The sequence below is a fragment of the Streptomyces sp. NPDC001135 genome, assembly GCF_053598395.1.
This window is the reverse complement of the sequence record NZ_JBSFKD010000026.1, coordinates 68333-91449: the sequence shown is the minus strand read 5'-3', so window position 1 is coordinate 91449 and position 23117 is coordinate 68333. Positions and strand designations below refer to the sequence as shown.

Sequence of the window (23117 nt, the reverse complement as noted above, 5' to 3'; positions counted from 1 at the left end):
CGTACCCAACGGATCCGCTCCGTCACGGATCGTTCCGCGCCCCAGGATGCACCGACCCGGGCGATCGATCATCGATACTTGGCGGTAACGTGCACGATCGGAGCAGCCACCGAACCCGGAGGTCTGCCGAGAGCCGACAAAAGCAGCGAAGGGGACGATGTGACCGACATCGAGCGCGTCGGAGTCGTGGGCTGCGGCCAGATGGGCGCGGGCATCGCCGAGGTGTGCGCCCGCGCGGGACTGGACGTGAAGGTCGCCGAGACCACCGGCGAGGCCTTGGAGATCGGCCGTACCCGGCTGCTCAACTCCCTGGCCAAGGCCGCCGAGCGCGGCAAGATCACCGAGGAGGAGCGGGACGCCACCCAGGCGCGCCTCAGCTTCACCACGGACCTCGGCGAGTTCGCCGACCGCGACCTCGTGATCGAGGCCGTCGTGGAGAACGAGCAGGTGAAGACGGAGATCTTCCAGGTGCTCGACCAGGTGGTGACCCGCCCGGACGCGATCCTCGCCTCCAACACCTCCTCGATCCCGCTGGTGAAGCTGGCGGTCGCCACGTCCCGCCCCGACCACGTGGTCGGCATCCACTTCTTCAACCCGGCCCCGGTGCAGAAGCTCGTCGAGCTGATCCCGGCGCTCACCACCTCCGAGGGCACCCTCAGCCGCGCCCAGGTCTTCGCCGAGAAGGCGCTCGGCAAGCACGCCATCCGCGCCCAGGACCGCTCCGGCTTCGTGGTGAACGCGCTGCTCGTGCCGTACCTGCTCTCCGCGATCCGGATGTTCGAGTCGGGCATCGCCAGCCGTGAGGACATCGACAACGGCATGGAGATGGGCTGCGCCCACCCGATGGGCCCGCTGAAGCTGTCCGACCTGATCGGCCTGGACACCATCGTCTCCATCGCCAACTCGATGTACGCCGAGTACAAGGAGCCGCTGTACGCCGCTCCCCCGCTGCTCCAGCGCATGGTCGAGGCGGGCCGGCTCGGACGGAAGACCGGCTCGGGCTTCTACACCTACGGCTGATCACACAGAGCTACGCCTTACGGGCCCGGCACCGAACTCGGTGCCGGGCCCGTCCGTTTCACACACCGTGTGCGCGCCGGGCTCGCATATGCCCCTCGCACACGCTCCCCACGCACCCACCAGGCGAGTTGACTCTTCATGCCCATGCAACGGATGTGGAGGACCACATTCGGCCACAGAGAGGAACGAAGACGTGACCACAGATTCCGATCATTCCGTGGTCCAGGAGGAACTCGCAGAGTTACGTCGCCGCCTCGACGTCGCGTACGCCCGCGTCGAGGGAGGGCTGGCGCTGCTCAGTCACCGCACCAGGGAGACCGCGAAGGAAGTGGACGAGCTCAACTCCCGGATGGTCTCCCTGGAACACGCACGCTGGCCCTTGCCCTCGGTCGCCGCGCTCACGGCACTCGCAGCGGTGGTCGTGACGGTCTGGCAGGCGCTGGCCCGCTAGCCCTCGGCGAGCCTGAGGTGGTGCAGCAGGAGTAACGCGGCCGCCATGTTGGCGGCCGGGACCTCCCCACGGGCGACCAGGTCGGGGACGAGTTTGAGGGGAACCCACTCCCGGCGGTCCGACTCGAAGTCGTCCACGGGGTGCCCGAGGTACTCGCCCCGGTCGGACCAGTAGATGTGGTGCCGGGCGTCGGTGAGGCCGTTGGACGGCTCCACGCTCATGAGGTGGTGCAGGGGCCCCGGCCGCCAGCCGGTCTCCTCCTCCAGTTCTCTGGCAGCGGCGCTCGCGATGTCCTCGCCGTCCTCCACGACACCCGCGGCCAGTTCCCATCCCCAGCTGTCGGTGATGAACCGGTGCCGCCACAGCAGCAGGACCTCGTTGGCGTCGTTGACGACCGTGGCCACGGCCACGGGCCGCAGCCGGATCAGGAAGTGGTCGAGGTGCCGGCCGTCCGGCAGCTCGACATCCGCGAGATTGACGCTGAACCAGCGGTTCGCATACACAGTTTGTTCGTTCTGTTTCGTCCACTGCACGGTTCTGCCACCTTCCGCCGAGTAAGTGGCAATATCGCAGCAGGGACTGTGCACCTACAGGGGGCCTACAGCGGTACGCGCAGTGCCCCGTCGATGAGTTCGGCGGCCTCGGCGGTCCCGGCCGAGCCACAGCGCACCAGGTGTTCGCGTACCGCGCGGAGTCTGTCGCGCAGCCGCTGGGACTCCATCCCGCGGGCCTGCTCGGCCATCTGCACGGCGGTGGCCACCGCCTTGTCCGCGTTGCCCTGGCGCAGCTCGATGGTGCTGAGCATGGCCAGCCGGTGCACCCGCCCCCGGTCGTGGGCGGGGTTGTCGACCGCCGCCGCGGCGTGCTCCCGGGCGGCGGCCAGCTCGCCGAGGCTCAGCAGCGCCTCGGCCACCTGCACGTTGACCAGGCCCGGCTGGACATAGCCGGTCTCGTCGGGTTCGTAGCCGCGCCGGATCCGCTCGGCCGCCTGCTCCGCGCGCCGGATGCAGGACAGGGCGCTGCCGGAGTCGCCGAGGTGGGCGTAGGCCTTGGCCTGCATCGCGTACAGGTCCGAGCCGAGCGCCGGGGTGATGTGCCTGCCGGCGGCCCGCAGCGCGGCCTCGGCGAAGGCGACGGCCTGCCGGTACTCCCGCATGAACAGCGACTGGTTGACCAGCAGCGCTATGACGTAGGCGCCAAGTCCCCGGTCCCCGCTCGCCTTCGCGAGCCTGAGGGCCTGGTGGAAGTAGCGCTGCGCGAGACCGTGGGCGTCGGAGTCGTAGGCGCAGATGCCCGCGATGGCCACCAGTCCGCCCGTGGCCCGGTGCAGTTGGCGCCCGGTGGCGTCGGTGTAGCTGCCGCGCAGCAGCGGCGCCGCCTCCGCGTTCAGGAAGCCGACGATCCGCGTCCGGGTCGCGATGCCGCCGGCCTTGCGGTACATCTGCTCGTAGTGCGTCCGCGCGGACCGCAGCATGTCGATGTCGGCCGCGGTGACCCGGTGCCGGCCGCCGCGCGAGACGTCGACGTCCTCGGGCGGGTTCTCCCACTCCCACACCGGCATGACGGCCGGGGTGCCGGTGACGGCGGGAGCACCCAGCACATGCGGCCGCTGCTGTTCGTCGGAACGCCACAGGGCGGTGGCGCGTTCGACGAACCCGTTGAGCGAACCGGTGTGCGGGGTACTCGGCTCACCCGGCACTCCCAGGCCGATGTCGTCCAGGGTGACCGGCCGGTGCAGGCGCGCGGCCAGCACTTCGCAGATCAGGTCGGGCACCTGGCCGCGCGGCCGCTGCCCCTTCAACCAGCGTGCCACGGCGGTGTGTTCGTACCGGAGCACGAGGCCCCGTCTCCGGCCCGCCTGGTTGACGTGGGCGGCGAGGCCGGCGTGCGAGATCCCCGCCTCGTCCAGGATCGCGTCGAGCAGAGTGTTGGGCTGCATGGGATGCCCCCCGAGTGGCCTGGTGCGGTCAGCGTAGTGGCTCCGTCTTCACACGGGGTGTGAACGGAGTGCTCGCATCCGGGCTGTACACGCGGTGTCGCTCAGCGTGTTCCGCCGGTTGACTGGGGACCCGGCCAAGCCGCCGGCTCCCCCTCGAAAAAGCGGTGGCTTGGCCGGGCCGGGCGACTACGGGGTACGGCTAACGGTGGGTTGTCTGCGGGTTGTCCGTGGCCGGGCGCGCGGTTCCCCGCGCCCCTGGGCAGGACAGCTTGCCCCTCGTGCGGTCGTTCCGTAGCACCAGGAGAGCTATGTCGTCCGCCGGTTTGCCGCCCGAGTGGTGCAGGAGCGCCGTGAACAGAGTGCACAGGATCGTCTGGGGGGAGACGGGGGTGTCCCCTACGGCTTCACGCAGGGTCCTCGGCAGCGAGAAGAACCGGCCCCGGCTGTCCCGGGCGTCCTCCACCCCGTCCGTGTAGAGCACCAGGAAGTCCCCGGGAAGCAGTTGTCCGCAGAAACGGGCGTCCAGTGCCGTCGGCAGGGGGAACGGCCCGAGCGGCGGAAGCGGGTCGCCATGGGTCAGCGGCTCGACCCCGTCATCGCGGAGCAGGTACGGCCAGGGATGGCCGCAGTTGAGCGCCCGCAGCCCGCCCTCCCGGTCGATCTCCAGGAGCAGGAGGGTGACGAACTCCTCGGCGACCGGGTGGTCGGGGTCCGGACCGCCGTGCGCGGGGTGTTCGCAGCGGGCCCGTTCCCGCAGGTGCCGGGCGAGGGCGCGCTCCAGCCGACGCAGGACGCCGCCGAGTTCGGGCTCGTCGTGCGCGGCCTCGCGGAAGCTGCCGAGGACGGCGGCGACGGTGCCGAGGGCGGCCAGACCGTGCCCGCGTACGTCCCCCATCACCACCCGCACCCCGTGCTCGGTGGCGATCGCCTCGTACAGGTCGCCGCCGACGCACGCGCCGCGCTCCGCGGACAGCTGGGCGGCGGCGAGGACCAGCCCGTCGAGGCGGGGCGGCAGCGGACGCAGGACGACGCTCTGCGCGGCCCGGGCCACCCGGCGGGCCTGCCTCAGCTCACGCAGCAGCGCGCGGCGGACATGGACTATCAGCCCGGCGCCGACGGCGAAGAACACGGCGCTGGTGACGACGCGCGCGCCGAACCCGTCCTGCCGGGCGATGGGGCAGCCCCACTTGTAGCCGACCGCCACGGCGCCCCAGACCATGGTCAGTACGACTCCACGCGCGGTGGGCGCCCGTGCCTTGATGCGGTTCATGCCTCTGGTCCCCCAAGTGGGCCCTGACAGAGCAGACGGACCGACCCCGAAAGGCCGGTCCGATTCTGTCCACGGCAGGCCTCCGGGCGGACCGGATCACCTCCGATGACCACCCGAACGAGTGAGACCACCCCAGCCAACCTGCATTTATGCAGCTGGCGGTGGGGGCAGACGCCCCGCAGGGGGCGCGGGGAACTGCGCGAGAAGCCACGAACCACCCGAGGCCGCCGAACCGAGCAGTTCCCCGTCCCCTGGGCGAACTAGCCCCGCAGCACGGCCCCGGTCCGCTCGCCCGCAAGCGCGACCGCCGCGTCCCGAGCGGCGGACGCCTCGTCCACGGTCAGCGTCCGGTCACCCGCGCGGAAGCGCAAGGCATACGCCAGCGACTTCTTCCCGTCCCCCAACTGCTCGGCGTTCTCGTAGACGTCGAACAGCCGGATGGACTCCAGAAGCTCCCCCGCGCCTTCCCGCAGCGCCGCCTCGACCTCCGCGGCCGGGACGGGCAGGTCGACCACGAGGGCGACGTCCTGCGTGGCGACCGGGAACGTGGAGATGCTCGGCGCCTGCGGGGCACCGTTGCCCGCCGCCTCCAGGGCGTCCAGGTTCAGCTCCATCGCGCAGGTGCGCTCGGGCAGGCCCAGGGCCTTGAGGACCCGCGGGTGCAGTTCGCCCGCGTGGCCCACGACCTTCTCCGCGCCGTCGGCGACGGCCACCAGCTCGGCGCAGCGGCCGGGGTGCCACGGACCGTACTGGCCCTTGCGGACGATCAGCTCGGCACCGGCTTCCCGTGCGACGGCCCGTCCCGCCTCGACGGCGTCGGCCCAGCCCGACGGACGGCCCTTGCCCCACCAGCCGGCCTGCTCACGAGCGCCCGCGAGGACGACGGCCACGTGCCGCGGCTGCTCGGGCAGCGCGGCGTTCAGCGCGGCGATCTCGTCGTCGGTGGGACGCCGGTCGACCGGCAGATGCCCGGCGACACGCTGCTCCTGAACGGGGTGGAACACCAGCCCGGTCTCGAACAGGGCCAGGTCGTGCGAGCCCCGGCCGTCATTGCGCCGCAGGGCACCCAGCAGACCCGGCAGCAGCGTCGTGCGGAGCGCGGGCTCCTCGTCGCTGAGCGGGTTGACCAGCTTGACGACACGGCGTGCCGGATCGTCGGAGTCCAGGCCGAGCTGGTCGAAGACCTGCTCGCTGACGAAGGGGTAGTTCGGCGCCTCGACGTAGCCCGCTCCGGCCAGCGCGCGGCCGACCCGGCGGTGCAGCCGCTGGCGGTGGGTCAGACCGCGGCCCGAGGGAAGCTTGGGCAGCGTGGAGGGCAGGTTCTCGTAGCCCTCGAGGCGGATGACCTCTTCGGCCAGGTCGTTCGGGTCCACGAGGTCGGGCCGCCAGGACGGGACGGTGACGATCAGCTCGTCCTGCCCGTACACGTCGCAGCCGACCTCCTGCAGGCGGCGCACGACCGTCTCACGGCCGTAGACGACACCCGCCACCTTGTCCGGGTGGTCGGCCGGCACGGTGATGGTGTGCGGGGCCGAGGGCGCGATGACCTCGGTGACACCGGCCTCGGCCGTGCCGCCCGCGAGCAGCACCAGCAGGTCCACGGTGCGCTGCGCGGCGGCCGCGGCGGCCTGCGGGTCGACGCCGCGCTCGAAGCGGCGGGACGCCTCGGACAGCAGCTTGTGCCGGCGGGCCGTACGGGCGATCGAGACGGCGTCGAAGTGGGCCGCCTCGATCACCACGTCGGTCGTGCCGTTCGTCCCGTCCTCGGTGATCTCGTGGTCGGCGATCTCCGTGTTGGCGCCGCCCATGACACCGGCGAGACCGATGGGGCCGCGGTCGTCGGTGATGACCAGGTCCTCGGCGTGCAGCTTGCGCTCGACGCCGTCGAGGGTGACGAGCTTCTCGCCCTCCTGGGCCCGGCGCACACCGATGGTGCCCTGGACCAGCGTGCGGTCGTAGGCGTGCAGCGGCTGGCCCAGCTCCATCATCACGTAGTTGGTGACGTCGACGGCGAGCGAGATCGGGCGCATGCCGACCTTCTGCAGCCGGCGCTGCAGCCAGATCGGGGAGCGGGCCTCGGGGCGCAGACCGGTGACCGTGCGGGCGGTGAAGCGGTCGCAGCCGAACGGATCGGAGACCTGGACCGGGTAGCCGAAGGCGTTCGGGGCCGGCACGTCGATCAGGGCCGGGTCGCGCAGCGGCAGGCCGTAGGCGATGGCGGCCTCGCGGGCGACGCCGCGGATGGACAGGCAGTCGCCGCGGTTGGCGGTGACGGCGATGTCCAGGACCTCGTCGACGAGCTCCAGCAGCTCGATGGCGTCCTTGCCGACCTCGGTCTCCGGCGGCAGCACGATGATGCCGTGGTTGCCGTCGTCGCCCATGCCCAGCTCGTCGCTGGAGCAGATCATGCCGTGGGACGTCTTGCCGTAGGTCTTGCGGGCGGCGATGGAGAAGCCGCCGGGCAGCGTGGCGCCGGGAAGGACGACCACGACCTTGTCGCCGACCGCGAAGTTGCGGGCGCCGCAGACGATCTCCTGGGGCTCACCCGTGCCGTTGGCCTGGCCGACGTCGACGGTGCAGAAGCGGATCGGCTTCTTGAACTCCGTCAGTTCCTCGATCGTCAGGACCTGGCCGACGACCAGCGGGCCCTTGAGGTCGGCGCCGAGGTGTTCGACGGTCTCGACCTCCAGGCCGGCCGAGACGAGCTTCTCCTGGACGTCGCGGCCGGTTTCCGTCGCCGGCAGGTCGACGTACTCCCGCAGCCAAGAAAGCGGGACCCGCATCAGATCTCCATCCCGAACGGCCGGGTGAACCGGACGTCACCCTCGACCATGTCTCGCATGTCCTCGACGTTGTGGCGGAACATCAGCATCCGCTCGATGCCGAACCCGAAGGCGAAGCCGCTGTACTTCTCCGGGTCGACGCCGCAGGCGGTGAGCACCCGCGGGTTGACCATGCCGCAGCCGCCGAGCTCGATCCAGCCCTCGCTGGAGCAGGTGCGGCAGGGACGGTCGGGGTTGCCGACGGACTCGCCCTTGCAGACGTAGCAGAGCATGTCCATCTCGGCGCTCGGCTCGGTGAAGGGGAAGAAGTTCGGCCGCAGCCGGGTCTTCATGCCCTCGCCGAACAGGGACTGGACCATGTGGTCCAGGGTGCCCTTGAGGTCGGCCATGGTCAGGCCCTCGTCCACGGCGAGCAGCTCGACCTGGCGGAAGACCGGGGTGTGGGTGGCGTCCAGCTCGTCGGTGCGGTAGACGACGCCGGGGCAGATCACGTAGACCGGCAGCTCACGGTCGAGCAGCGAGCGGATCTGCACGGGCGAGGTGTGCGTGCGCAGCACGACGCCGGACTCGGTGCCACCGTCCGGGCCCTGCACGAAGAAGGTGTCGGCCTCGCCGCGGGCCGGGTGGTCCGGGCCGATGTTCAGGGCGTCGAAGTTGAACCACTCAGCCTCGACCTGCGGACCCTCGGCGACCTCGTAGCCCATGGCCACGAAGATGTCCTCGATGCGGTCCGACAGCGTGGTCAGCGGGTGGCGGGCGCCGGCCGGTACGCGGTCGTACGGCAGCGTGACGTCGACGTCCTCCTCGACGAGCACACGGGCGTCGCGCTCGGCCTCCAGCTCGGTCTGGCGGGCGGCGAGGCCCTTGTTCACGGCGCCGCGGGCCATGCCGACGCGCTTGCCGGCCTCCGCCTTGGCGTGCGGGGGCAGGGCGCCGATCTCGCGGTTGGCGAGGGCCAGCGGGGAGGCGGGGCCGGTGTGGGCGACCTTGGCCTCGTGGAGCGCGTCGAGGGAGTCCGCGGCGGCGAAGGCGGCGAGCGCCTCGTCCCGCATGCGCTCGATCTCTTCCGGTTTCAACGCCTCGACCTCGACTGGGTCGTACGACTTATTGGGTGCCGACATCTCTTCCCGTGCTTCCGATTGTCCCCAGCTGACGCTGGGAGGTGCCCCCTGGCGGATGGTCCCCGTCACCGACTCCGCGCTTGCTGAGGGCTTGCTGAGGGCCGTGTGAAGGACACAAAGGTGCCAAAGGCCGAGTCTAACGGGGTGGAGGCAGACGAATGCGCCCGCGGGCTGCTCAGGCGTTCTCAGGCGAGGTACGCCGGTGCGCTCACGGGCAGGGTAAATCGGAACTCGGCGCCGCCACGGACGGCGCGGCCGACCGTGATGGTGCCGCCGTGGGCCTCGACGATGCCCTTGACGATGTACAGCCCGAGGCCCGTGCCGCCGCGTTTGCTGCCCCGCCAGAAGCGGGTGAAGACGCGGTTCATGGACTCCTCCGGGATGCCGGGGCCCTCGTCGCTCACCGTGACCGACGTGCCGGTTTCCTCGCCCTCGCGCGGGGATGCGCAGGGCGTGACGTCAATGGTGACGGTTCCCTCGCCGTGCCGCACGGCATTTTCGATGAGGTTGCTGAGGACCTGGTCGATCTTGTCGGGGTCGGCCCACAGGGCGGGCAGCGGCTGTTCGATGCGCAGCAGGAAGCGGCCGGCGGGCTGGCCGGCGGCGACGTACGCCTGGATGTGCCGGGAGACGGCGGCCCCGATGTCGACGGGCTGCCGGCGTACCTCCAGGCGCCCGGAGTCGATCCGCGAGATGTCGAGCAGCTCGGCGATGAGCCGGGTCACGCGGTCGGCGTCGGCGTCGACGGTCTCCAGCATCAGCCGCTTCTGGTCGTCGGTGAAGCGTTCCCACTTGGCGAGGAGCGTCGCGGTGAAGCCCTTCACCGAGGTCAGGGGCGAGCGCAGCTCGTGGGCGACCGTCGCGATCAGCTCGGCGTGGCTGCGCTCGGTACGGCGGCGGGCCTCGGTGTCCCGCAGCGAGACGACGACGCGCTGTACGGGGCCGAGGGGCTCGGCGCGCACGTAGCGGGCGCAGACGAGCACTTCCCGCACGCCGGGCAGCAGCAGGTTGCGCTCCGGCTGCCGGGTACGGATCGCCAGCCCCCCGTAGGGATCGGTGAGCTGCCACCAGCGGCGCCCCTCCAGGTCCTCCAGGGGCAGCGCCTTCTCCAGGGGCTGCCCGAGGACGTCGGCGGCGGGTACGGCGGTGATGCGGGCGGCGGCGGCGTTGAAGCAGACCACGCGGCCGTGCTCGTCGGCGACGACGAGGCCGTCGGGCAGCTGGTCGGGGTCGAGGTCCGCGGAACCGCCCTGCCGGGGCACGGCTGTGCGCCGCGCATCCCGTCCCCCCGGCGCGGTGCTCGTGCCGGCCACACTCATCCGCGTACCCCACCTCTCAGACGGCGCAGGGCTCCGAGCTGGTCACCCTACTAGCTGTCGGTGACGGAGCGGCAGCCTCCGGAGGCGCGCTGTGCACGGGCCGACGCGTAGAGACATACGGCGGCGGCCGTGGCGAGGTTCAGGCTCTCGGCCTTTCCGTGGATGGGGACGCGGACGACGGCGTCGGCGAGGGCGCGGGTCTCCTCCGGGAGCCCCCAGGCCTCGTTGCCGAACACCCAGGCGGTGGGTCCGCCCATGCTGCCCTTGTCGAGTTCGGCGTCGAGATCGTCGGTTCCGGCGCCGTCGGCGGCCAGGATCCGCACACCGGCGCTCTTCAGCCCTGCCACGGCCCGCTCGACGGGGACGCCCACGGCGACGGGCAGATGGAAGTGGGATCCGACGGAGGCGCGCACGGCCTTGGGGTTGTACAGGTCGACGGAGGCGTCGGTGAGGATCACGGCCTCGGCTCCGGCGGCGTCGGCGCACCGCAGCACGGTCCCGGCGTTCCCGGGGTCGCGGACGTGCGCGAGGACGGCGACCAGCTTCGGCCGGGCGGCGAGGATCTCCTCGAACGGTGTGTCCAGGAAACGGCAGAGCCCGACCAGGCCCTGCGGGGTGACGGTGGTGGAGATGTCCGCGATGACGTCCTCGGAGGCGAGGTGCACCCGGGCGCCGGCGCTGCGCGCCTCCCCGATGATGTCGGCGTACCGCTCTGCGGCCTCGACGGTGGCGAACAGCTCGACGAGGGTGGGGGTGCCGTCCGCACCCCGGTGCCCGGCGGCCTCCCGCGCAGCCTGCGGCCCCTCCGCGAGAAACAGCCGGTCCTTGCCCCGGAAGTTCCGCTTCGCCAGCCGACGGGCGGCGGCGACACGGGAGGAGCGGGGGGAGATCAGCTCGGGGGTGGGCATCCTTGCTCTTCACTTTCAGGAGATCGCGGGCTGAGGCGGGGGTTGCGCAACTGCAACCCCCCAGGGGCGCGGGGACTGCGCGACAAGCCACGACGGACCCGCAGCCGAACGACCGCCACAGCCCACCTCAACAACAGGACCCGCAAGCCATAAAAGCCTGCGGGTCCTGCAGTGAACGTCGGCGGCTAGGGCCGGCGCAGCGTCACGCAGCCTTGGGCGCGTTGACGTCCGACGGCAGCGCCTTCTGCGCGACCTCGACGAGCGCGGCGAACGCGCCGGCGTCGTTGACGGCCAGCTCGGCCAGGATCTTGCGGTCGACCTCGATGTTCGCGGCCTTCAGACCCTGGATGAAGCGGTTGTAGGTGATGCCGTTGGCGCGGGCAGCGGCGTTGATGCGCTGGATCCACAGCTGACGGAAGTCGCCCTTGCGCTTCTTGCGGTCGTTGTAGTTGTAGACCAGCGAGTGGGTGACCTGCTCCTTGGCCTTGCGGTACAGGCGCGAACGCTGACCGCGGTAGCCGGAGGCCTGCTCGAGGATCGCCCGGCGCTTCTTGTGGGCGTTGACTGCCCGCTTGACGCGTGCCACTTGTTAACTCCTTGTAGCGGGGTCGTGGGGGTACTCACACGACCCGGAATCGATTCGGTCCCGGTCCAGACGCACGGCGCTCAGAGCGCCGCCGCGTCACTTGCCGAGAAGCTTCTTGATCTTCGCGGCGTCGCCCGGGGCCATCTCGGCGTTGCCGGTGAGGCGACGCGTGATGCGGGACGACTTCCTCTCGAGCAGGTGGCGCTTGCCGGCGCGCTCGCGGAGCACCTTGCCGGAGCCGGTGACCTTGAAGCGCTTGCTGGCACCGCTGTGCGACTTGTTCTTCGGCATAGCGCCGTTCTCTCCTCGTCGGTGGCGCTCCGGTGCCCGGTCGCGAAACCGGGCACGGTGGAGCGTCGTTCTTCTATCGGTTACATCCTCGGGGACGTGAGTCCCCCGGGATCACGCCTCGGCAGGCTCCTCGGACGGCGCCTCGGCCTCGGCAGGGTTCTGCGACCGGCCGGGGTTCGCCTTCGCTTCGGCCTTGCGGGCCTCCTGCGCCTGACGGGCCTCGGCCATCGCCTCGGTCTTCTTCTTGTGCGGACCGAGGACCATGATCATGTTCCGGCCGTCCTGCTTCGGGTTCGACTCCACGAAGCCGAGGTCCTGGACGTCCTCCGCGAGGCGCTGCAGCAGTCGGTAGCCCAGTTCGGGCCGGGACTGCTCGCGACCACGGAACATGATCGTGATCTTGACCTTGTCGCCCTGCTTGAGGAACCGGACGACGTGACCCTTCTTGGTGTCATAGTCGTGCGGGTCGATCTTCGGCCGGAGCTTCATCTCCTTGATGACCGTGTGCGCCTGGTTCTTGCGCGCCTCACGGGCCTTCATGGCCGACTCGTACTTGAACTTCCCGTAGTCCATGAGCTTGCACACGGGCGGACGGGCGTTCGCCGCGACCTCGACCAGGTCCAGGTCGTACTCCTGCGCAAGCTCCAGTGCCTTCGCGAGCGGGACGATGCCCACCTGCTCACCACTGGGACCGACAAGTCGCACCTCGGGAACGCGAATCCGGTCGTTGATGCGGGGCTCGGCGCTGATGGATCCTCCTCGGTAGCACCACGCGACGGTCTGGCGGACAGCCGCGTAACGTCTTTGTTCGTAAGACCTAACCGCGCCGACGCACAAAAAATGCCCCGGACGATCACAGGCGGGGCTCCAATGACAACCGGAGCACCGCCGCGGTGACCGCGGGGCGCAACTCGGGCGACTCCATCGTCCGTACGGAACGATGGTGGCCGCCTGACCGGGTGACCCGCCGTCCCGGAGGACGGTCAGGTGGGAGATCGGAGCCTCCACTTGTGGGCCGGACGCTCTGTTGTTCACAGGGCTGTCCAGCCGGTCGTTACACAAGGTTAGCAGGACCGCCGGGGAAGGGCTAATCGGAGACCTCGCCGGAGTACCGCCTATGGTGTGGGGCATGAGTGAGACCCCTCCTGAGAACCCCGACTTCGACGCGATGACCCGGGACATCGCCGAGGTCCCCGCCGTCGAGGTGATCGTGACGGTCGCCGTCAACCTGATGAGCGCCGCCGCCGTGAAGCTCGGGCTGAGCGAGGAGGGCGAGAAGTACAAGGACCTGGACGAGGCCCGCAAGCTGATCACCGCGCTCGCCGGCCTGCTGGACGCGAGCACGACCGAGATCAGCTCCTTCCACGCGGCCCCGCTGCGCGACGGCCTGAAGTCGCTGCAGCTGGCGTTCCGCGAGGCGTCGGTCGTCCCGGACGAGCCGGGCCAGGGGCCGGGCGAGAAGTACACCGGCCCCGTCTACGGCTGACCTACTCCTTCACGTACAGGGGCTCGCCCGGAGGCGTGGTCCCGGCCGGCAGCAGTGCCAGGTCGAGGCCGCGCACCAGGCGGGCCCTCAGTGTTTCGTCGGCGGCGAGGCGCTCGGCGACCGCACGGGCGGCCTCGGCGGGCGCCGCGGCCGGGTCGAGGACGAGGGCGAGGGTGCCGTCGGCCCGTCCGGGCCCCACATGCGCGCGCAGCACGGCGGGCTCCGCCGCCACCGCCGTACGGACGGCTTCGATCACGGCCGGGTCGGCGAGCGGGTCGGTGCTGGTACGGCCCTCGGCGAGGGCGAGCAGCACCGGGCCGGTCAGCTCGAACGGCACCGGTCCGGCGAGGTCCAGCACGACCGTGTCGGCCTTCTCGTGGGCGGCGGCCTGCAGCGCCTGGTGCAGGGGCACGGCGACCGGGCGGGCCTCGGGGTCCCAGCGGGCGAGGGAGTCGGTGCAGGTGAAGGCGGGCAGGGCGGTGCGGTGGCCGGCCTTCAGGGTGGGTACGGCCATGTCGCTGGTCTTCTCGCGGCGCAGCCCGTTCTCGTCCTCCTCGACCTCGCCGAGTACGGCGACGACGGGGACGAGCAGGCGGGCGCCCTTCAGCGCCTCGAGCACGGGCCCGACGGCGCTGCGGTCCTCGGCCCAGGCGGCGAGCGCGGCGCTCAGCCGGGGGTCGGCGGAGCCGTCGTCGTCGGAGAAGCCGGGGTCGGGAATGTTCTTGTTCGCCACGGTCACCGACCCTATAGGCACGTCACCGGCCCGCCGCACGGAAGCCTGCACCGGGATCTCAGCGTTCTTCGACCCCCCTGTCACATCCGTCCCACGCGGCGCACAGCCCGCCCCCGAGCATCGCGGCCATGGAGTCCCCCGGAGCCCGCCGTGGCCGTCGTGCGCGCACGGGCACGCCGGCCGTATCGTCGGCGGCGACCCCGGTCCCTCTCGGCCGGGGCGGGGAGGGAGGCATCCGTGACGGAGCCGGCGGTGGACCGGGACGCGCTGCTGGGCAGGGCGATGACGGGGGTGAGGGTGCCGGCGGGCGCGCGGGTGTCGGCGGCGGTGCTGGCGGTGGACTCCGGGGAGAGCGCCGCGTACGGGGACGGGGCCTTCGACACGGCGAGCATCGTCAAGGTCGACATCCTGGCCACGCTGCTGCTCCAGGCGCAGGACGCGGGCCGGCGGCTGACGGCGGCCGAGCAGGCGTACGCCACGAAGATGATCGAGAACAGCGACAACGCGTCCGCGACGGCGCTGTGGCACACGATCGGACGGGCGGACGGCCTGGACACGGCGAACAAGCGCTTCGGGCTGACCTCGACCTCCGGGGGCGAGGGCGGGCTGTGGGGGCTGACACAGACCACGGCCGCCGACCAACTCCGGCTGCTGCGGCAGGTGTTCGGCGAGGAATCCGAGCTGAGCGCGGCCTCGCGGACGTATGTGCAGGGGTTGATGAAGTCGGTCGAGGCGGACCAGCAGTGGGGCGTGTCGGCCGCCGCGGAGAACAGCTCCTGGGCGCTGAAGAACGGCTGGCTGGCGCGCGGCACGACGGGGCTGTGGGATGTGAACAGCATCGGGCGGGTGACGGTGGACGGCACCGACTACCTGGTGGCCGTGCTGTCGAAGGGCACGGCGAGCCGGCCGGAGGGCATCGCGCTGGTGGAGGCGGCGGCGCGGGCGGCGGTGTCGGCGTTCACCGGCAAGTGATCCGGGTTCCACGCCACTTGCCGGTACGGCACTTGCCGGTGCGGCACCTGGCGATGCGGCACGTGCCGACGAGGTACTCGCCGAGGCCGGACGGTCCGGGGTGTCAGGCCGTCCGCCTGCGGCCCCGCCACAGCACCGCGCCCGCCACCAGGAGGACCCCGCCGGCACCGCCGGCCAGCGGGCCCGCCCAGTCGGAGGCCGAGGAGGCGGCCTCGGCGGCGTCCGGGCCGGGGCCGAAGTACTTCTCGCCGTACGACGCCGCACGCAGGCTCCGCGGCTTCAGACGCCCGGCCGCCCGCAGCGCCGCCGCCGGGTCGATCATGCCGAAGCCGCGGGAGTCGTCCCGGCCGCCGACCGGCGCGTCCCGGGCGGTGTCCTCCAGGAGCGTCTTGATCTGGGCCGGGCTCAGGTCCGGGTGGGCGGCCTTGATCAGGGCCGCGGCGCCGGAGACGAACGCGGAGGCGGCCGAGGTGCCCCAGCCCTCGTAGTACTTGTGGTCGGGGTCGGCGATGACCACGTTGACACCGGGGGCGCTGACCGCCGCGTACCAGCGACGGGTCGAGAAGGAGGCGCGGGTGTCGAAGCGGTCGACGGCGGTGGCGGCGATGACACCGGGGTAGGCGGCCGGGTAGGAGACGTGGTCGCCCTTGTCGCCGCCGTTGCCCGCGGAGGCGACGACCACCACGCCCTTCTTCAGGGCGTACTGGACGGCCTCGTCCTCGCTCGGCTCGGGGTGCGCGGAGTTCGAGTCGTCACCGAGGGAGAGGTTGATGACGTCGGCGCCGTGGTCGGCGGCCCAGCGGATGCCGTCGGCGAGGGCGTTGCCGCGGTCGGTACGGGCCTTGGTCCGGGCGGGGTCGCCGTCCTCCAGGATCACGCGCACGGGCAGGATCTTCGCCTCGGGAGCGACGCCCATGACACCGGCGGTGCCGCCCGGGCCGTGTCCGTGCCCGGCGATGATGCCGGCCATGGCCGTGCCGTGCCGGGCCCACGCGCGGTCGCCCTGTCTGGCGCCGAAGCCGATCATGTCCTTGGCGGGCAGGACGTTGCCGGCGAGGTCGGGGTGGTCGGCCTCGACGCCGGTGTCCAGGACGGCGACGGTGACGCCGCTGCCCTTGGTGGTGCGCCAGGCCTCGTCCAGGTTCAGCGCCGACAGGGCCCACTGCTGGGCGCGGATGCCGTCGGCGTGGGCGGCGGTGGACGGCAGCAGGGCGAGGGCGCCGGCGAGCAGCAGGCTCACCGCCGCTCCGGTCGGGTCCACGCGGCGGCGGCCGCATATCGATCGCCTCATGAGGGTGTCTCCGTGGCCGTGCCGATGCTCTGGCGCAGGCGCCGCCCGACGCGGTCGGCCAGGCCCTGGGCCTCGTTGCCGAGACCGGCCTGGGCCGGTGCGGTGGTCGCACCGGCGCTCACGGCGTCGGCGGCGGGCTGGGGCGCGTCGACGCGGCGGCCGTCGGCCCAGCCGGAGACGGCGTAGGCGACGACGGGGGCGTCGGTGAGGACGGAGATGGTCCAGGAGGCGCGCTGCTTGTCGCCGAAGGCCGCCGCGGGGGTGCCCTTGGCCGGGTACGGGCGGGGCATCAGATCGGCGCGCCGGTCCAGGCGCTCGGTGTGGAAACGGTGGGCCAGGGCGGACATGGCGGCCGGGTCGGCCTTGGTGAACAGCAGGCCGACGGTGGTGACGTAGCTCTGGGTGGCGTCGGTGTAGGTGGCCCGCAGCAGCCGCTGGCAGCCGACGGGGGCGAGGACCTTCTGCAGCAGCGGGTCGAAGGCGTGGGCGCAGCCGCCGTCCGGGGCCACGGCGATCCTGGTCCAGGTGCGGTCGGCGCCGCCGGGTCCGGCGCCCGTGCCCTGGACGGTGAGCGGGAAGAGCTCGTCCACGGGCGCGTTGTGCCAGAGCGTCCCGGCGGTGGCGAAGTGGTCGCCGGAGGCGTTGTCCCCGTCGTCGCCGGTGAGCCAGCTCCCGGTCACGGCACCGCCGATGAGACCGAGGCCGAGCACGAGGCAGGCGGCAGCGGCGAGGGTGCGGGAGCCCACCCGGTGCCGGGCGGGCTCGCCGAAGCCCTCGGGCTCCGCGAACGACACGACCGGGCGCGCGGCCGCCGCGGCGCTCCAGGCCAGCGCCGGGTCGGGCCCGGCCGAGCCCGTGTGCGTCGGCGGTCCGACGGGGTGGGCGGGGGCCATGGGACTCCACGCGCCCGCCTGCGCGCGCCCGGCGGACGCCGCGGGGCCACGGGGGACGGATGCGGCGGCGGTACGGCGCTCACCGCCGTGCGCGGCGGGCGCGGGCGAGCCGCCGGAGCCCCGGGGCTGCGGCGCGGCGGGCGCGGAGGCGGCGCCGGTGCTGCGGGGCACCGGGGACTCGGTGACCGGCCGGAGCCGGGTCGTGGTCTCCGCGGCGGTGACCGGGCGGAGCCGGGCGGTCGTCTCCGAGGAGGTCTCCGCCGGCGCTCCCGGGCGCCGGGACGCCGGGCCGGGGACCGCACGCCCCGTGCGGGGCGGAGCGTCGGGGAACCGGGCCGAGGCGGGCGGCGGAGGCGGACTCGCGGTCTCGGCGACCTCGGGCACCACCGGATACCGGGTACGCGCGCCGGCCCCGCCCCCGGAGACCCCACCCGACAGCCGCCCCTCACGCACGGCCCGCCCGCCGGCCGGCCGGTCACCACGCCCGGAGTCACCGCCGGCCGGCCTGCCGTCGCGCACGGTACCGGCGGCGGAGGGCCGGTCGTCGACACCGCCGTCGGAGAGCGAGCCGTCGCCCCCCGACCGCCCCGCAGAAGCCGAACCACGACGCGCGAACCCCGCGGCGGACGCCCGGCCGTCACGCGTGGGGCCACCCCCTGTGAAGGACAGGCCCTCACGCACCAGGTCTTCACCGGAGGACGAGCTGTCGCCCCCCGACCGCCCGGCGAAAGCCGCGCCATCGCCCGCGGCGGGCGGGCGGGGAGCGCGAGGGGTGAAGACCGACGGCTCGTCGTCGGGGTCCCCGGGCGGGGCCGGGTCGGGCGTGCGGACGGGAGTCGCGTGGGCAGGAGCCGGGCCGGATGCCGGCGGGCGCCGGTGTGCGTCCTGTGCGAGCGGTTCGGCGCCGGTGTCCGCCGGGCGGCCGGGCGGAGTCGACGGGCGCGGCGGGGTGGAGGGGCGCGGGGGGATGGGTGCGCGGCGCGCTTCCGTGCTCATGCACCCCCCGTTTCCTCGTGCCCGGGCCGTCTCACGTACGCGGGCCGCTGCGCTGCTCGGCCGCACCCGGCGCAAGCTGCGTCCCGGGCACGCATACCCGTACGGCCGGATCGGCATCCCGGTTCAGGTGAAGCGGCCGGTCGCGTTCCGCCGTGCGTGCGCGTCACTCTACGGGTTGTCCGGGCCAGAATCAGAACCAGTCCGCGGCACCGGGGCATCTGCCCGGAACGTCCCCCTACCCTGCGGTAATCCCTTCTGGCAGGCTTCCGTCATGACTGCGCGCCCCGCCGACCGGGCCCGTTACGACCGGGCCACCGCCCATCTCCCCGCCCCTTGCGCCATCGTGGACCTGGACGCCTTCGACGCCAACGCGGCCGATCTCGTGCGCCGGGCCGCCGGCAAGCCGGTCCGGGTCGCCAGCAAGTCCGTGCGCTGCCGGGCCCTGCTGGAGCGAGTCCTGGCCAGGGACGGCTTCCAGGGCATCATGTCGTTCACGCTGGCCGAGTCGCTGTGGCTCGCCCGGTCCGGGTTCGACGACGTCCTGCTGGCCTATCCGTCCGCCGACCGGGCCGGCTTCGCGGAGCTGGCCGCCGATCCCAAGCTCGCCGGTGCGGTGACCGTGATGGTGGACGATCCCGCGCACCTCGACCTGATCGACGCCGCCCGGGACGGCGGACGTGAAGTGGTGCGTGTCTGCCTGGAGTTGGACACCTCGCTGAAGCTGCTGGGCGGTCGCATCCGGGTCGGGGCGCGGCGCTCTCCGCTGCACTCCCCCGCCCAACTCGCCGAGCTGGCCCACTCGGTGGCCCGGCGGCCGGGCTTCCGGCTGGTGGGGATCATGGCGTACGAGGGGCACGTCGCCGGTGTCGGGGACGCGGTGGCCGGGCGGCCGTTCAGGTCCCGGGCGATCCGGCTGATGCAGGCCGCCGCGCGCCGTGAGCTGGCCGAGCGGCGGGCGGCGGTCGTGCGCGCGGTACGGGCCGTCGTCCCCGGCCTGGAGTTCGTCAACGGCGGCGGCACGGGAAGTGTGCAGCACACCGCCGCCGAGGACGCCGTGACGGAGGTAGCGGCCGGTTCGGGGCTGTACGTGCCCCGGCTCTTCGACAACTACACGTCGTTCACCGGCCGTCCGGCGGCCCTGTTCGCCCAGCCCGTCGTACGGCGGCCGGGGGTCGGGGTCGTCACCGTGCTCGGCGGTGGCTATCCGGCCTCCGGCGCCGCCGGCCCCGACCGGCTTCCGGTGCCGTATCTGCCGGAGGGGCTGGCCTACGACCCGCAGGAAGGTCCCGGCGAGGTGCAGACCCCGCTGCTCGGCTCGCCCGCCGACGACCTCCTCATCGGCGACAAGGTGTGGTTCCGGCACGCCAAGGCGGGCGAGCTGTGCGAGCGGTTCGACGCCCTGCACCTGATCGAGGGGGACACGGTCACCGCGACCGTGCCCACCTACCGCGGTGAGGGGTACACCTTCCTCTGACGGGGCGCGTCCTACAGGGGCGTGACGTACGCGCCCGCGATCCCGCCGTCCACCAGGAAGTCGGTGGCGTTGACGAAGGAGGAGTCGTCGCTGGCCAGGAAGGCGACGGCGGCGGCGATCTCCTCGGCCTCGGCGAACCGGCCGACCGGGATGTGCACGAGGCGGCGGGCGGCCCGCTCGGGGTCCTTGGCGAACAGCTCCTGCAGGAGCGGGGTGTTGACCGGGCCCGGGCAGAGGGCGTTGACGCGGATGCCCTCCCGGGCGAACTGCACGCCCAGCTCGCGGGACATGGCCAGCACGCCGCCCTTGGAGGCCGTGTACGAGATCTGACTCGTCGCCGCGCCCATCCGCGCCACGAAGGACGCGGTGTTGATGATGGACCCCTTGCCCTGGCGGCGCATGTAGGGGATGGCGGCCTTGCAGCACAGGTAGACCGAGGTGAGGTTGACCTCCTGGACCCGCTTCCAGGCCTCCAGGCCGGTCTCCAGGATGGAGTCGTCGTCGGGCGGGGAGATCCCGGCGTTGTTGAAGGCGATGTCGACGCTGCCGTAGGTGTCGTACGCCGTCTTGAACAGCGCCTCCACCTGTTCGGGGTCGGTGACGTCGACCTTCACGAAGAGTCCGCCGGTCTCGTCGGCAGCGGCCTTGCCGCGGGCCTCGTCCACGTCCGCGCAGACGACGTGGGCGCCTTCGGAGGCGAGCCGGCGGGCGGTGGCGAGGCCGATGCCGCTGCCGGCTCCGGTCACGACGGCGGTACGGCCGGCCAGGCGGCGGCAAACACTGTTGTCGGTCACTGTGCGGAGCCCTCCGTGCTGGGGGAGACGTTGCTGATGAAGACGTTCTTGGTCTCGGTGAAGGCGGTCAGGGCGTCGGGGCCGAGTTCACGGCCGAGGCCGGACTGCTTGTAGCCGCCGAACGGGGTCCAGTAGCGGACGCTGGAGTGGGAGTTCACGGACAGGTTGCCCGCGCGGACGGCCTGGGAGACGCGCAGGGCGCGGCCGAGGTCCCGGGTCCACAGGGAGCCGGACAGGCCGTAGGGGGTGTCGTTGGCGAGGCGGATGGCGTCCTGTTCGTCGGTGAAGGGGAGGAGGACGGCGACGGGGCCGAAGATCTCCTCGCGGGCCGCCCGGCTGTCCGGCCGCTCCTCCGTCAGGACCGTCGGCGGGAACCAGAAGCCCGGGCCGTCGGGGGCGCTGCCGCGCAGGGCGGGGGCGTCCTCGGGGACGTACGACCGTACGCGCTCCAGCTGCTGACCGGAGATCAGCGGGCCCATCTGGGTCTTCTCGTCGGCCGGGTCGCCCACGACGACGGAGGCGAGGGCGTCGGCGAGGAACGCGCGGGCCTCCTCGAACACCGTCTCCTGGACGAGGACGCGGGTGCGGGCGCAGCAGTCCTGGCCGGAGTTGTCCAGGAAGGAGAAGGGGTCGAGGGCGGCCTTCAGGTCGGCGTCGGCGAAGACGACGTTGGGGCTCTTGCCGCCCAGTTCGAGGGTGACCGGCTTGACGAGCCTCGCGCAGCGCTCCATGACCTCGCGGCCGGTGCGGGTGGAGCCGGTGAACACGATCTTGGCGACGTCGGGGTGGTCGACCAGCGCGCGTCCGGCGGTGTGGCCGTGACCGGGCAGCACCTGGAGGACGTGCTCGGGCAGGCCCGCCTCAAGGGCGAGTTCGGCGAGGCGGAGCGCGGTGAGCGGGGTGGTCTCGGCGGGCTTGAGGACGACCGCGTTGCCGGCAGCCAGCGCCGGGAAGGAGCCCCAGGCGGCGATCGGCATGGGGAAGTTCCAGGGGGCGATCACACCCACCACCCCCAGGGGTTCCTGGAAGGTGACGTTCCAGCCGCCGGGCACCGGGATCTGCTTGCCGAGGAGGCGTTCGGCGCCGCCGGCCGCGTACAGCAGCAGGTCACGGGCGTTGCCGGCCTCCCAGCGGGCGTTGCCGACGGTGTGGCCGGCCTCGCGGACCTCCAGCTGGGCGAGTTCCTCGAGGTGGGCGTCGACCACGTCCGCGAAGCGGCGCAGCAGCCGGGCGCGGTCGGCGGGGGCGAGGGCGGCCCATCCGGTCTGGGCGCGCGTGGCCCGTACGACGGCGGCGGCCACGTCCTCCTCGGTCGCGGCGGGGACGGTGGCGACGACCTCTTCGGTGGCGGGGTTGAGGACGACGAGCTCGTGCGGGTCGGACACGTGGTGACCTTTCACAGGCGTTCGAAGGAGCGGCGCAGCTCCCAGTCGGTGACCGCGGCGTCGAAGGCGTCCAGTTCGACGCGCGCCATGTTGCGGTAGTGGGCCACGACCTCGTCGCCGAAGGCGGCCTTGGCCACGGCGCTGTTCTCCCAGAGTTCGGCGGCCTCCCGGAGGGTGGTCGGGACGTGCTCGAGACCGGCGGCGTAGGCGTTGCCCGCACAGGGTTCGGGGAGTTCGAGTTTGTGCTCGATGCCGTACAGGCCGGCCGCGACCAGCCCCGCGACGGCGAGGTAGGGGTTGACGTCGCCGCCGGGGAGGCGGTTCTCGAAGCGCAGGGAGCGGCCGTGGCCGACCACGCGCAGGGCGCAGGTGCGGTTGTCGTGGCCCCAGGCGACGGCGGTGGGGGCGAAGGAGCCCGGCTGGAACCGCTTGTAGGAGTTGATGTTCGGGGCGTAGAGGAGCGAGAAGTCGCGCAGGGCGGCGAGCTGTCCGGCGAGGAAGTGCCGCATGACCTCGGACATCCCGCCCTCGCCGTCCCCCGCCATGGCGTTGTTGCCGTCGGCGTCGGCGAGTGAGAGGTGGATGTGGCAGGAGTTGCCCTCGCGCTCGTTGTACTTGGCCATGAAGGTGATCGAGACGCCTTCCTGGGCGGCGATCTCCTTGGCGCCGGTCTTGTACAGCGCGTGCTGGTCGCAGGTGACGAGGGCCTCGTCGTAACGGAAGGTGATCTCGTGCTGGCCGGGGTTGCACTCGCCCTTGGCGGACTCGACGGTGAGGCCGGCGCCCGCCATGTCGTTGCGCAGGCGGCGCAGCAGGGGCTCGATGCGGCCGGTGCCGAGGATGGAGTAGTCGATGTTGTACTGGTTGGCGGGCGTGAGTCCCCGGTAGCCCGCGTCCCACGCCTCCTCGTAGCTGTCCTTGAAGACGATGAACTCCAGCTCGGTGCCGACCTGGGCGGTGTAGCCGAGTTCGGCGAGGCGGTCCAGCTGGCGGCGCAGGATCTGGCGCGGGGCGGCGACCACCGGGGAGCCGTCGGCCCAGGCGAGGTCCGCCGCGAGCAGGGCGGTGCCGGGGTGCCAGGGGATGCGGCGCAGGGTGGCGAGGTCCGGGCGCATGGCGAAGTCGCCGTAGCCGCGGTCCCAGGAGGACATCGCGTAGCCGTCGACGGTGTTCATCTCGGTGTCGACGGCGAGGAGGTAGTTGCAGCCCTCGGTGCCGTGGTGCAGGACCTCGTCGAGGAAGAAGCGGGCGGCGAACCGCTTGCCCTGGAGGCGCCCTTGCATATCGGGGAAGGCCAGGACGACAGTGTCGATCTCACCGCTCGCGACGAGGGCGTGCAGTTCCTCGACACTGAGCGGGGGTGTGCGGTCTGCCACGGGAGAGCCTCCTTCGGCGCCTTCGCGCT

Annotated in this window: 21 protein-coding genes; 5 read left to right on the top strand and 16 right to left on the bottom strand. The window is 72.4% G+C overall.

The features are described from left to right. The first annotated feature begins 159 nt into the window (after positions 1-159). A complete protein-coding gene (locus tag ACWC94_RS28215; protein WP_450799921.1) occupies positions 160-1020 on the top strand; it encodes a 3-hydroxybutyryl-CoA dehydrogenase in 861 nt (286 codons plus the stop codon). A 193-nt stretch (positions 1021-1213) separates the two neighbouring features. Then, positions 1214-1471 carry a hypothetical protein gene (locus ACWC94_RS28210; protein WP_450799919.1) on the top strand — a complete coding sequence of 86 codons (258 nt, stop codon included), beginning with the start codon at positions 1214-1216 and terminating at the stop codon, positions 1469-1471. On the opposite strand, the gene ACWC94_RS28205 is transcribed toward ACWC94_RS28210, so the two are convergent. From ACWC94_RS28205 to infC, 10 genes are all read right to left on the bottom strand, one after another. Next, complete coding sequence (locus ACWC94_RS28205) at positions 1468-2004, bottom strand: NUDIX hydrolase (RefSeq protein ID WP_450799917.1); 537 nt, start codon at positions 2002-2004, stop codon at positions 1468-1470. The two genes, ACWC94_RS28210 and ACWC94_RS28205, sit on opposite strands and share 4 nt — an antisense overlap. A 65-nt stretch (positions 2005-2069) precedes the next feature. Continuing rightward, a complete protein-coding gene (locus tag ACWC94_RS28200) occupies positions 2070-3410 on the bottom strand; it encodes a transcriptional regulator (protein WP_450799916.1) in 1341 nt (446 codons plus the stop codon). Between the two features lie 199 nt (positions 3411-3609). Further along, positions 3610-4680 (bottom strand): PP2C family protein-serine/threonine phosphatase, encoded by a 1071-nt coding sequence (locus ACWC94_RS28195; protein WP_450799914.1) that lies wholly within the window; start codon positions 4678-4680, stop codon positions 3610-3612. A gap of 260 nt (positions 4681-4940) precedes the next feature. After that, a complete protein-coding gene (gene pheT, locus ACWC94_RS28190; RefSeq protein ID WP_450799912.1) occupies positions 4941-7463 on the bottom strand; it encodes a phenylalanine--tRNA ligase subunit beta in 2523 nt (840 codons plus the stop codon). Then, positions 7463-8584 (bottom strand): phenylalanine--tRNA ligase subunit alpha, encoded by a 1122-nt coding sequence (gene pheS / locus ACWC94_RS28185; protein ID WP_450799911.1) that lies wholly within the window; start codon positions 8582-8584, stop codon positions 7463-7465. The genes pheT and pheS overlap by 1 nt, the downstream gene beginning before the upstream one ends. Before the next feature lie 185 nt (positions 8585-8769). Further along, positions 8770-9903 (bottom strand): ATP-binding protein, encoded by a 1134-nt coding sequence (locus ACWC94_RS28180; RefSeq protein WP_450799909.1) that lies wholly within the window; start codon positions 9901-9903, stop codon positions 8770-8772. A 50-nt stretch (positions 9904-9953) separates the two neighbouring features. Beyond that, positions 9954-10811, bottom strand: a complete 858-nt coding sequence (locus tag ACWC94_RS28175; protein WP_450799908.1) for a TrmH family RNA methyltransferase — start codon at positions 10809-10811, stop codon at positions 9954-9956. A gap of 202 nt (positions 10812-11013) precedes the next feature. Beyond that, positions 11014-11397 (bottom strand): 50S ribosomal protein L20, encoded by a 384-nt coding sequence (rplT, locus tag ACWC94_RS28170; protein ID WP_019325184.1) that lies wholly within the window; start codon positions 11395-11397, stop codon positions 11014-11016. 96 nt (positions 11398-11493) lie between these two features. Then, positions 11494-11688 (bottom strand): 50S ribosomal protein L35, encoded by a 195-nt coding sequence (gene rpmI, locus ACWC94_RS28165; protein ID WP_360097938.1) that lies wholly within the window; start codon positions 11686-11688, stop codon positions 11494-11496. Positions 11689-11799: 111 nt separating this feature from the next. After that, a complete protein-coding gene (gene infC / locus ACWC94_RS28160; RefSeq protein WP_450800003.1) occupies positions 11800-12438 on the bottom strand; it encodes a translation initiation factor IF-3 in 639 nt (212 codons plus the stop codon). A gap of 379 nt (positions 12439-12817) precedes the next feature. Here infC and ACWC94_RS28155 point away from each other — a divergent pair, with 379 nt between their 5' ends. Next, positions 12818-13174, top strand: a complete 357-nt coding sequence (locus tag ACWC94_RS28155; RefSeq protein WP_450799907.1) for a DUF1844 domain-containing protein — start codon at positions 12818-12820, stop codon at positions 13172-13174. Between the two features lies 1 nt (position 13175). On the opposite strand, the gene ACWC94_RS28150 is transcribed toward ACWC94_RS28155, so the two are convergent. Then, positions 13176-13907, bottom strand: a complete 732-nt coding sequence (locus tag ACWC94_RS28150) for an SseB family protein (RefSeq protein ID WP_450799906.1) — start codon at positions 13905-13907, stop codon at positions 13176-13178. A 237-nt stretch (positions 13908-14144) separates the two neighbouring features. On the opposite strand from ACWC94_RS28150, the gene ACWC94_RS28145 reads away from it, so the two are divergent. After that, on the top strand, positions 14145-14879 hold the full coding sequence (locus ACWC94_RS28145; RefSeq protein ID WP_450799905.1) for a serine hydrolase: 735 nt from the start codon (positions 14145-14147) through the stop codon (positions 14877-14879). 103 nt (positions 14880-14982) lie between these two features. Here the strand turns inward: ACWC94_RS28145 and mycP are convergent, their stop codons facing one another. Further along, complete coding sequence (gene mycP, locus ACWC94_RS28140) at positions 14983-16170, bottom strand: type VII secretion-associated serine protease mycosin (protein WP_450799904.1); 1188 nt, start codon at positions 16168-16170, stop codon at positions 14983-14985. Continuing rightward, positions 16167-18059 (bottom strand): hypothetical protein, encoded by a 1893-nt coding sequence (locus ACWC94_RS28135; RefSeq protein WP_450799903.1) that lies wholly within the window; start codon positions 18057-18059, stop codon positions 16167-16169. Before ACWC94_RS28135 ends, mycP begins: the two co-directional genes overlap by 4 nt. Before the next feature lie 271 nt (positions 18060-18330). Between ACWC94_RS28135 and ACWC94_RS28130 the strand changes: the two genes are divergently transcribed. Further along, positions 18331-19533, top strand: a complete 1203-nt coding sequence (locus ACWC94_RS28130) for an amino acid deaminase/aldolase (RefSeq protein WP_450799902.1) — start codon at positions 18331-18333, stop codon at positions 19531-19533. An 11-nt stretch (positions 19534-19544) separates the two neighbouring features. Here ACWC94_RS28130 and ACWC94_RS28125 read toward each other — a convergent pair whose 3' ends face one another. The 3 genes from ACWC94_RS28125 to ACWC94_RS28115 are packed head-to-tail and all read right to left on the bottom strand — an operon-like array spanning position 19545 to position 23088. After that, complete coding sequence (locus ACWC94_RS28125) at positions 19545-20327, bottom strand: 3-oxoacyl-ACP reductase (RefSeq protein ID WP_450799901.1); 783 nt, start codon at positions 20325-20327, stop codon at positions 19545-19547. Then, positions 20324-21712, bottom strand: a complete 1389-nt coding sequence (locus ACWC94_RS28120) for an aldehyde dehydrogenase family protein (RefSeq protein ID WP_450799900.1) — start codon at positions 21710-21712, stop codon at positions 20324-20326. Before ACWC94_RS28120 ends, ACWC94_RS28125 begins: the two co-directional genes overlap by 4 nt. A gap of 11 nt (positions 21713-21723) precedes the next feature. Beyond that, complete coding sequence (locus ACWC94_RS28115; RefSeq protein ID WP_450799899.1) at positions 21724-23088, bottom strand: glutamine synthetase family protein; 1365 nt, start codon at positions 23086-23088, stop codon at positions 21724-21726. Between the last annotated feature and the right edge of the window lie 29 nt (positions 23089-23117).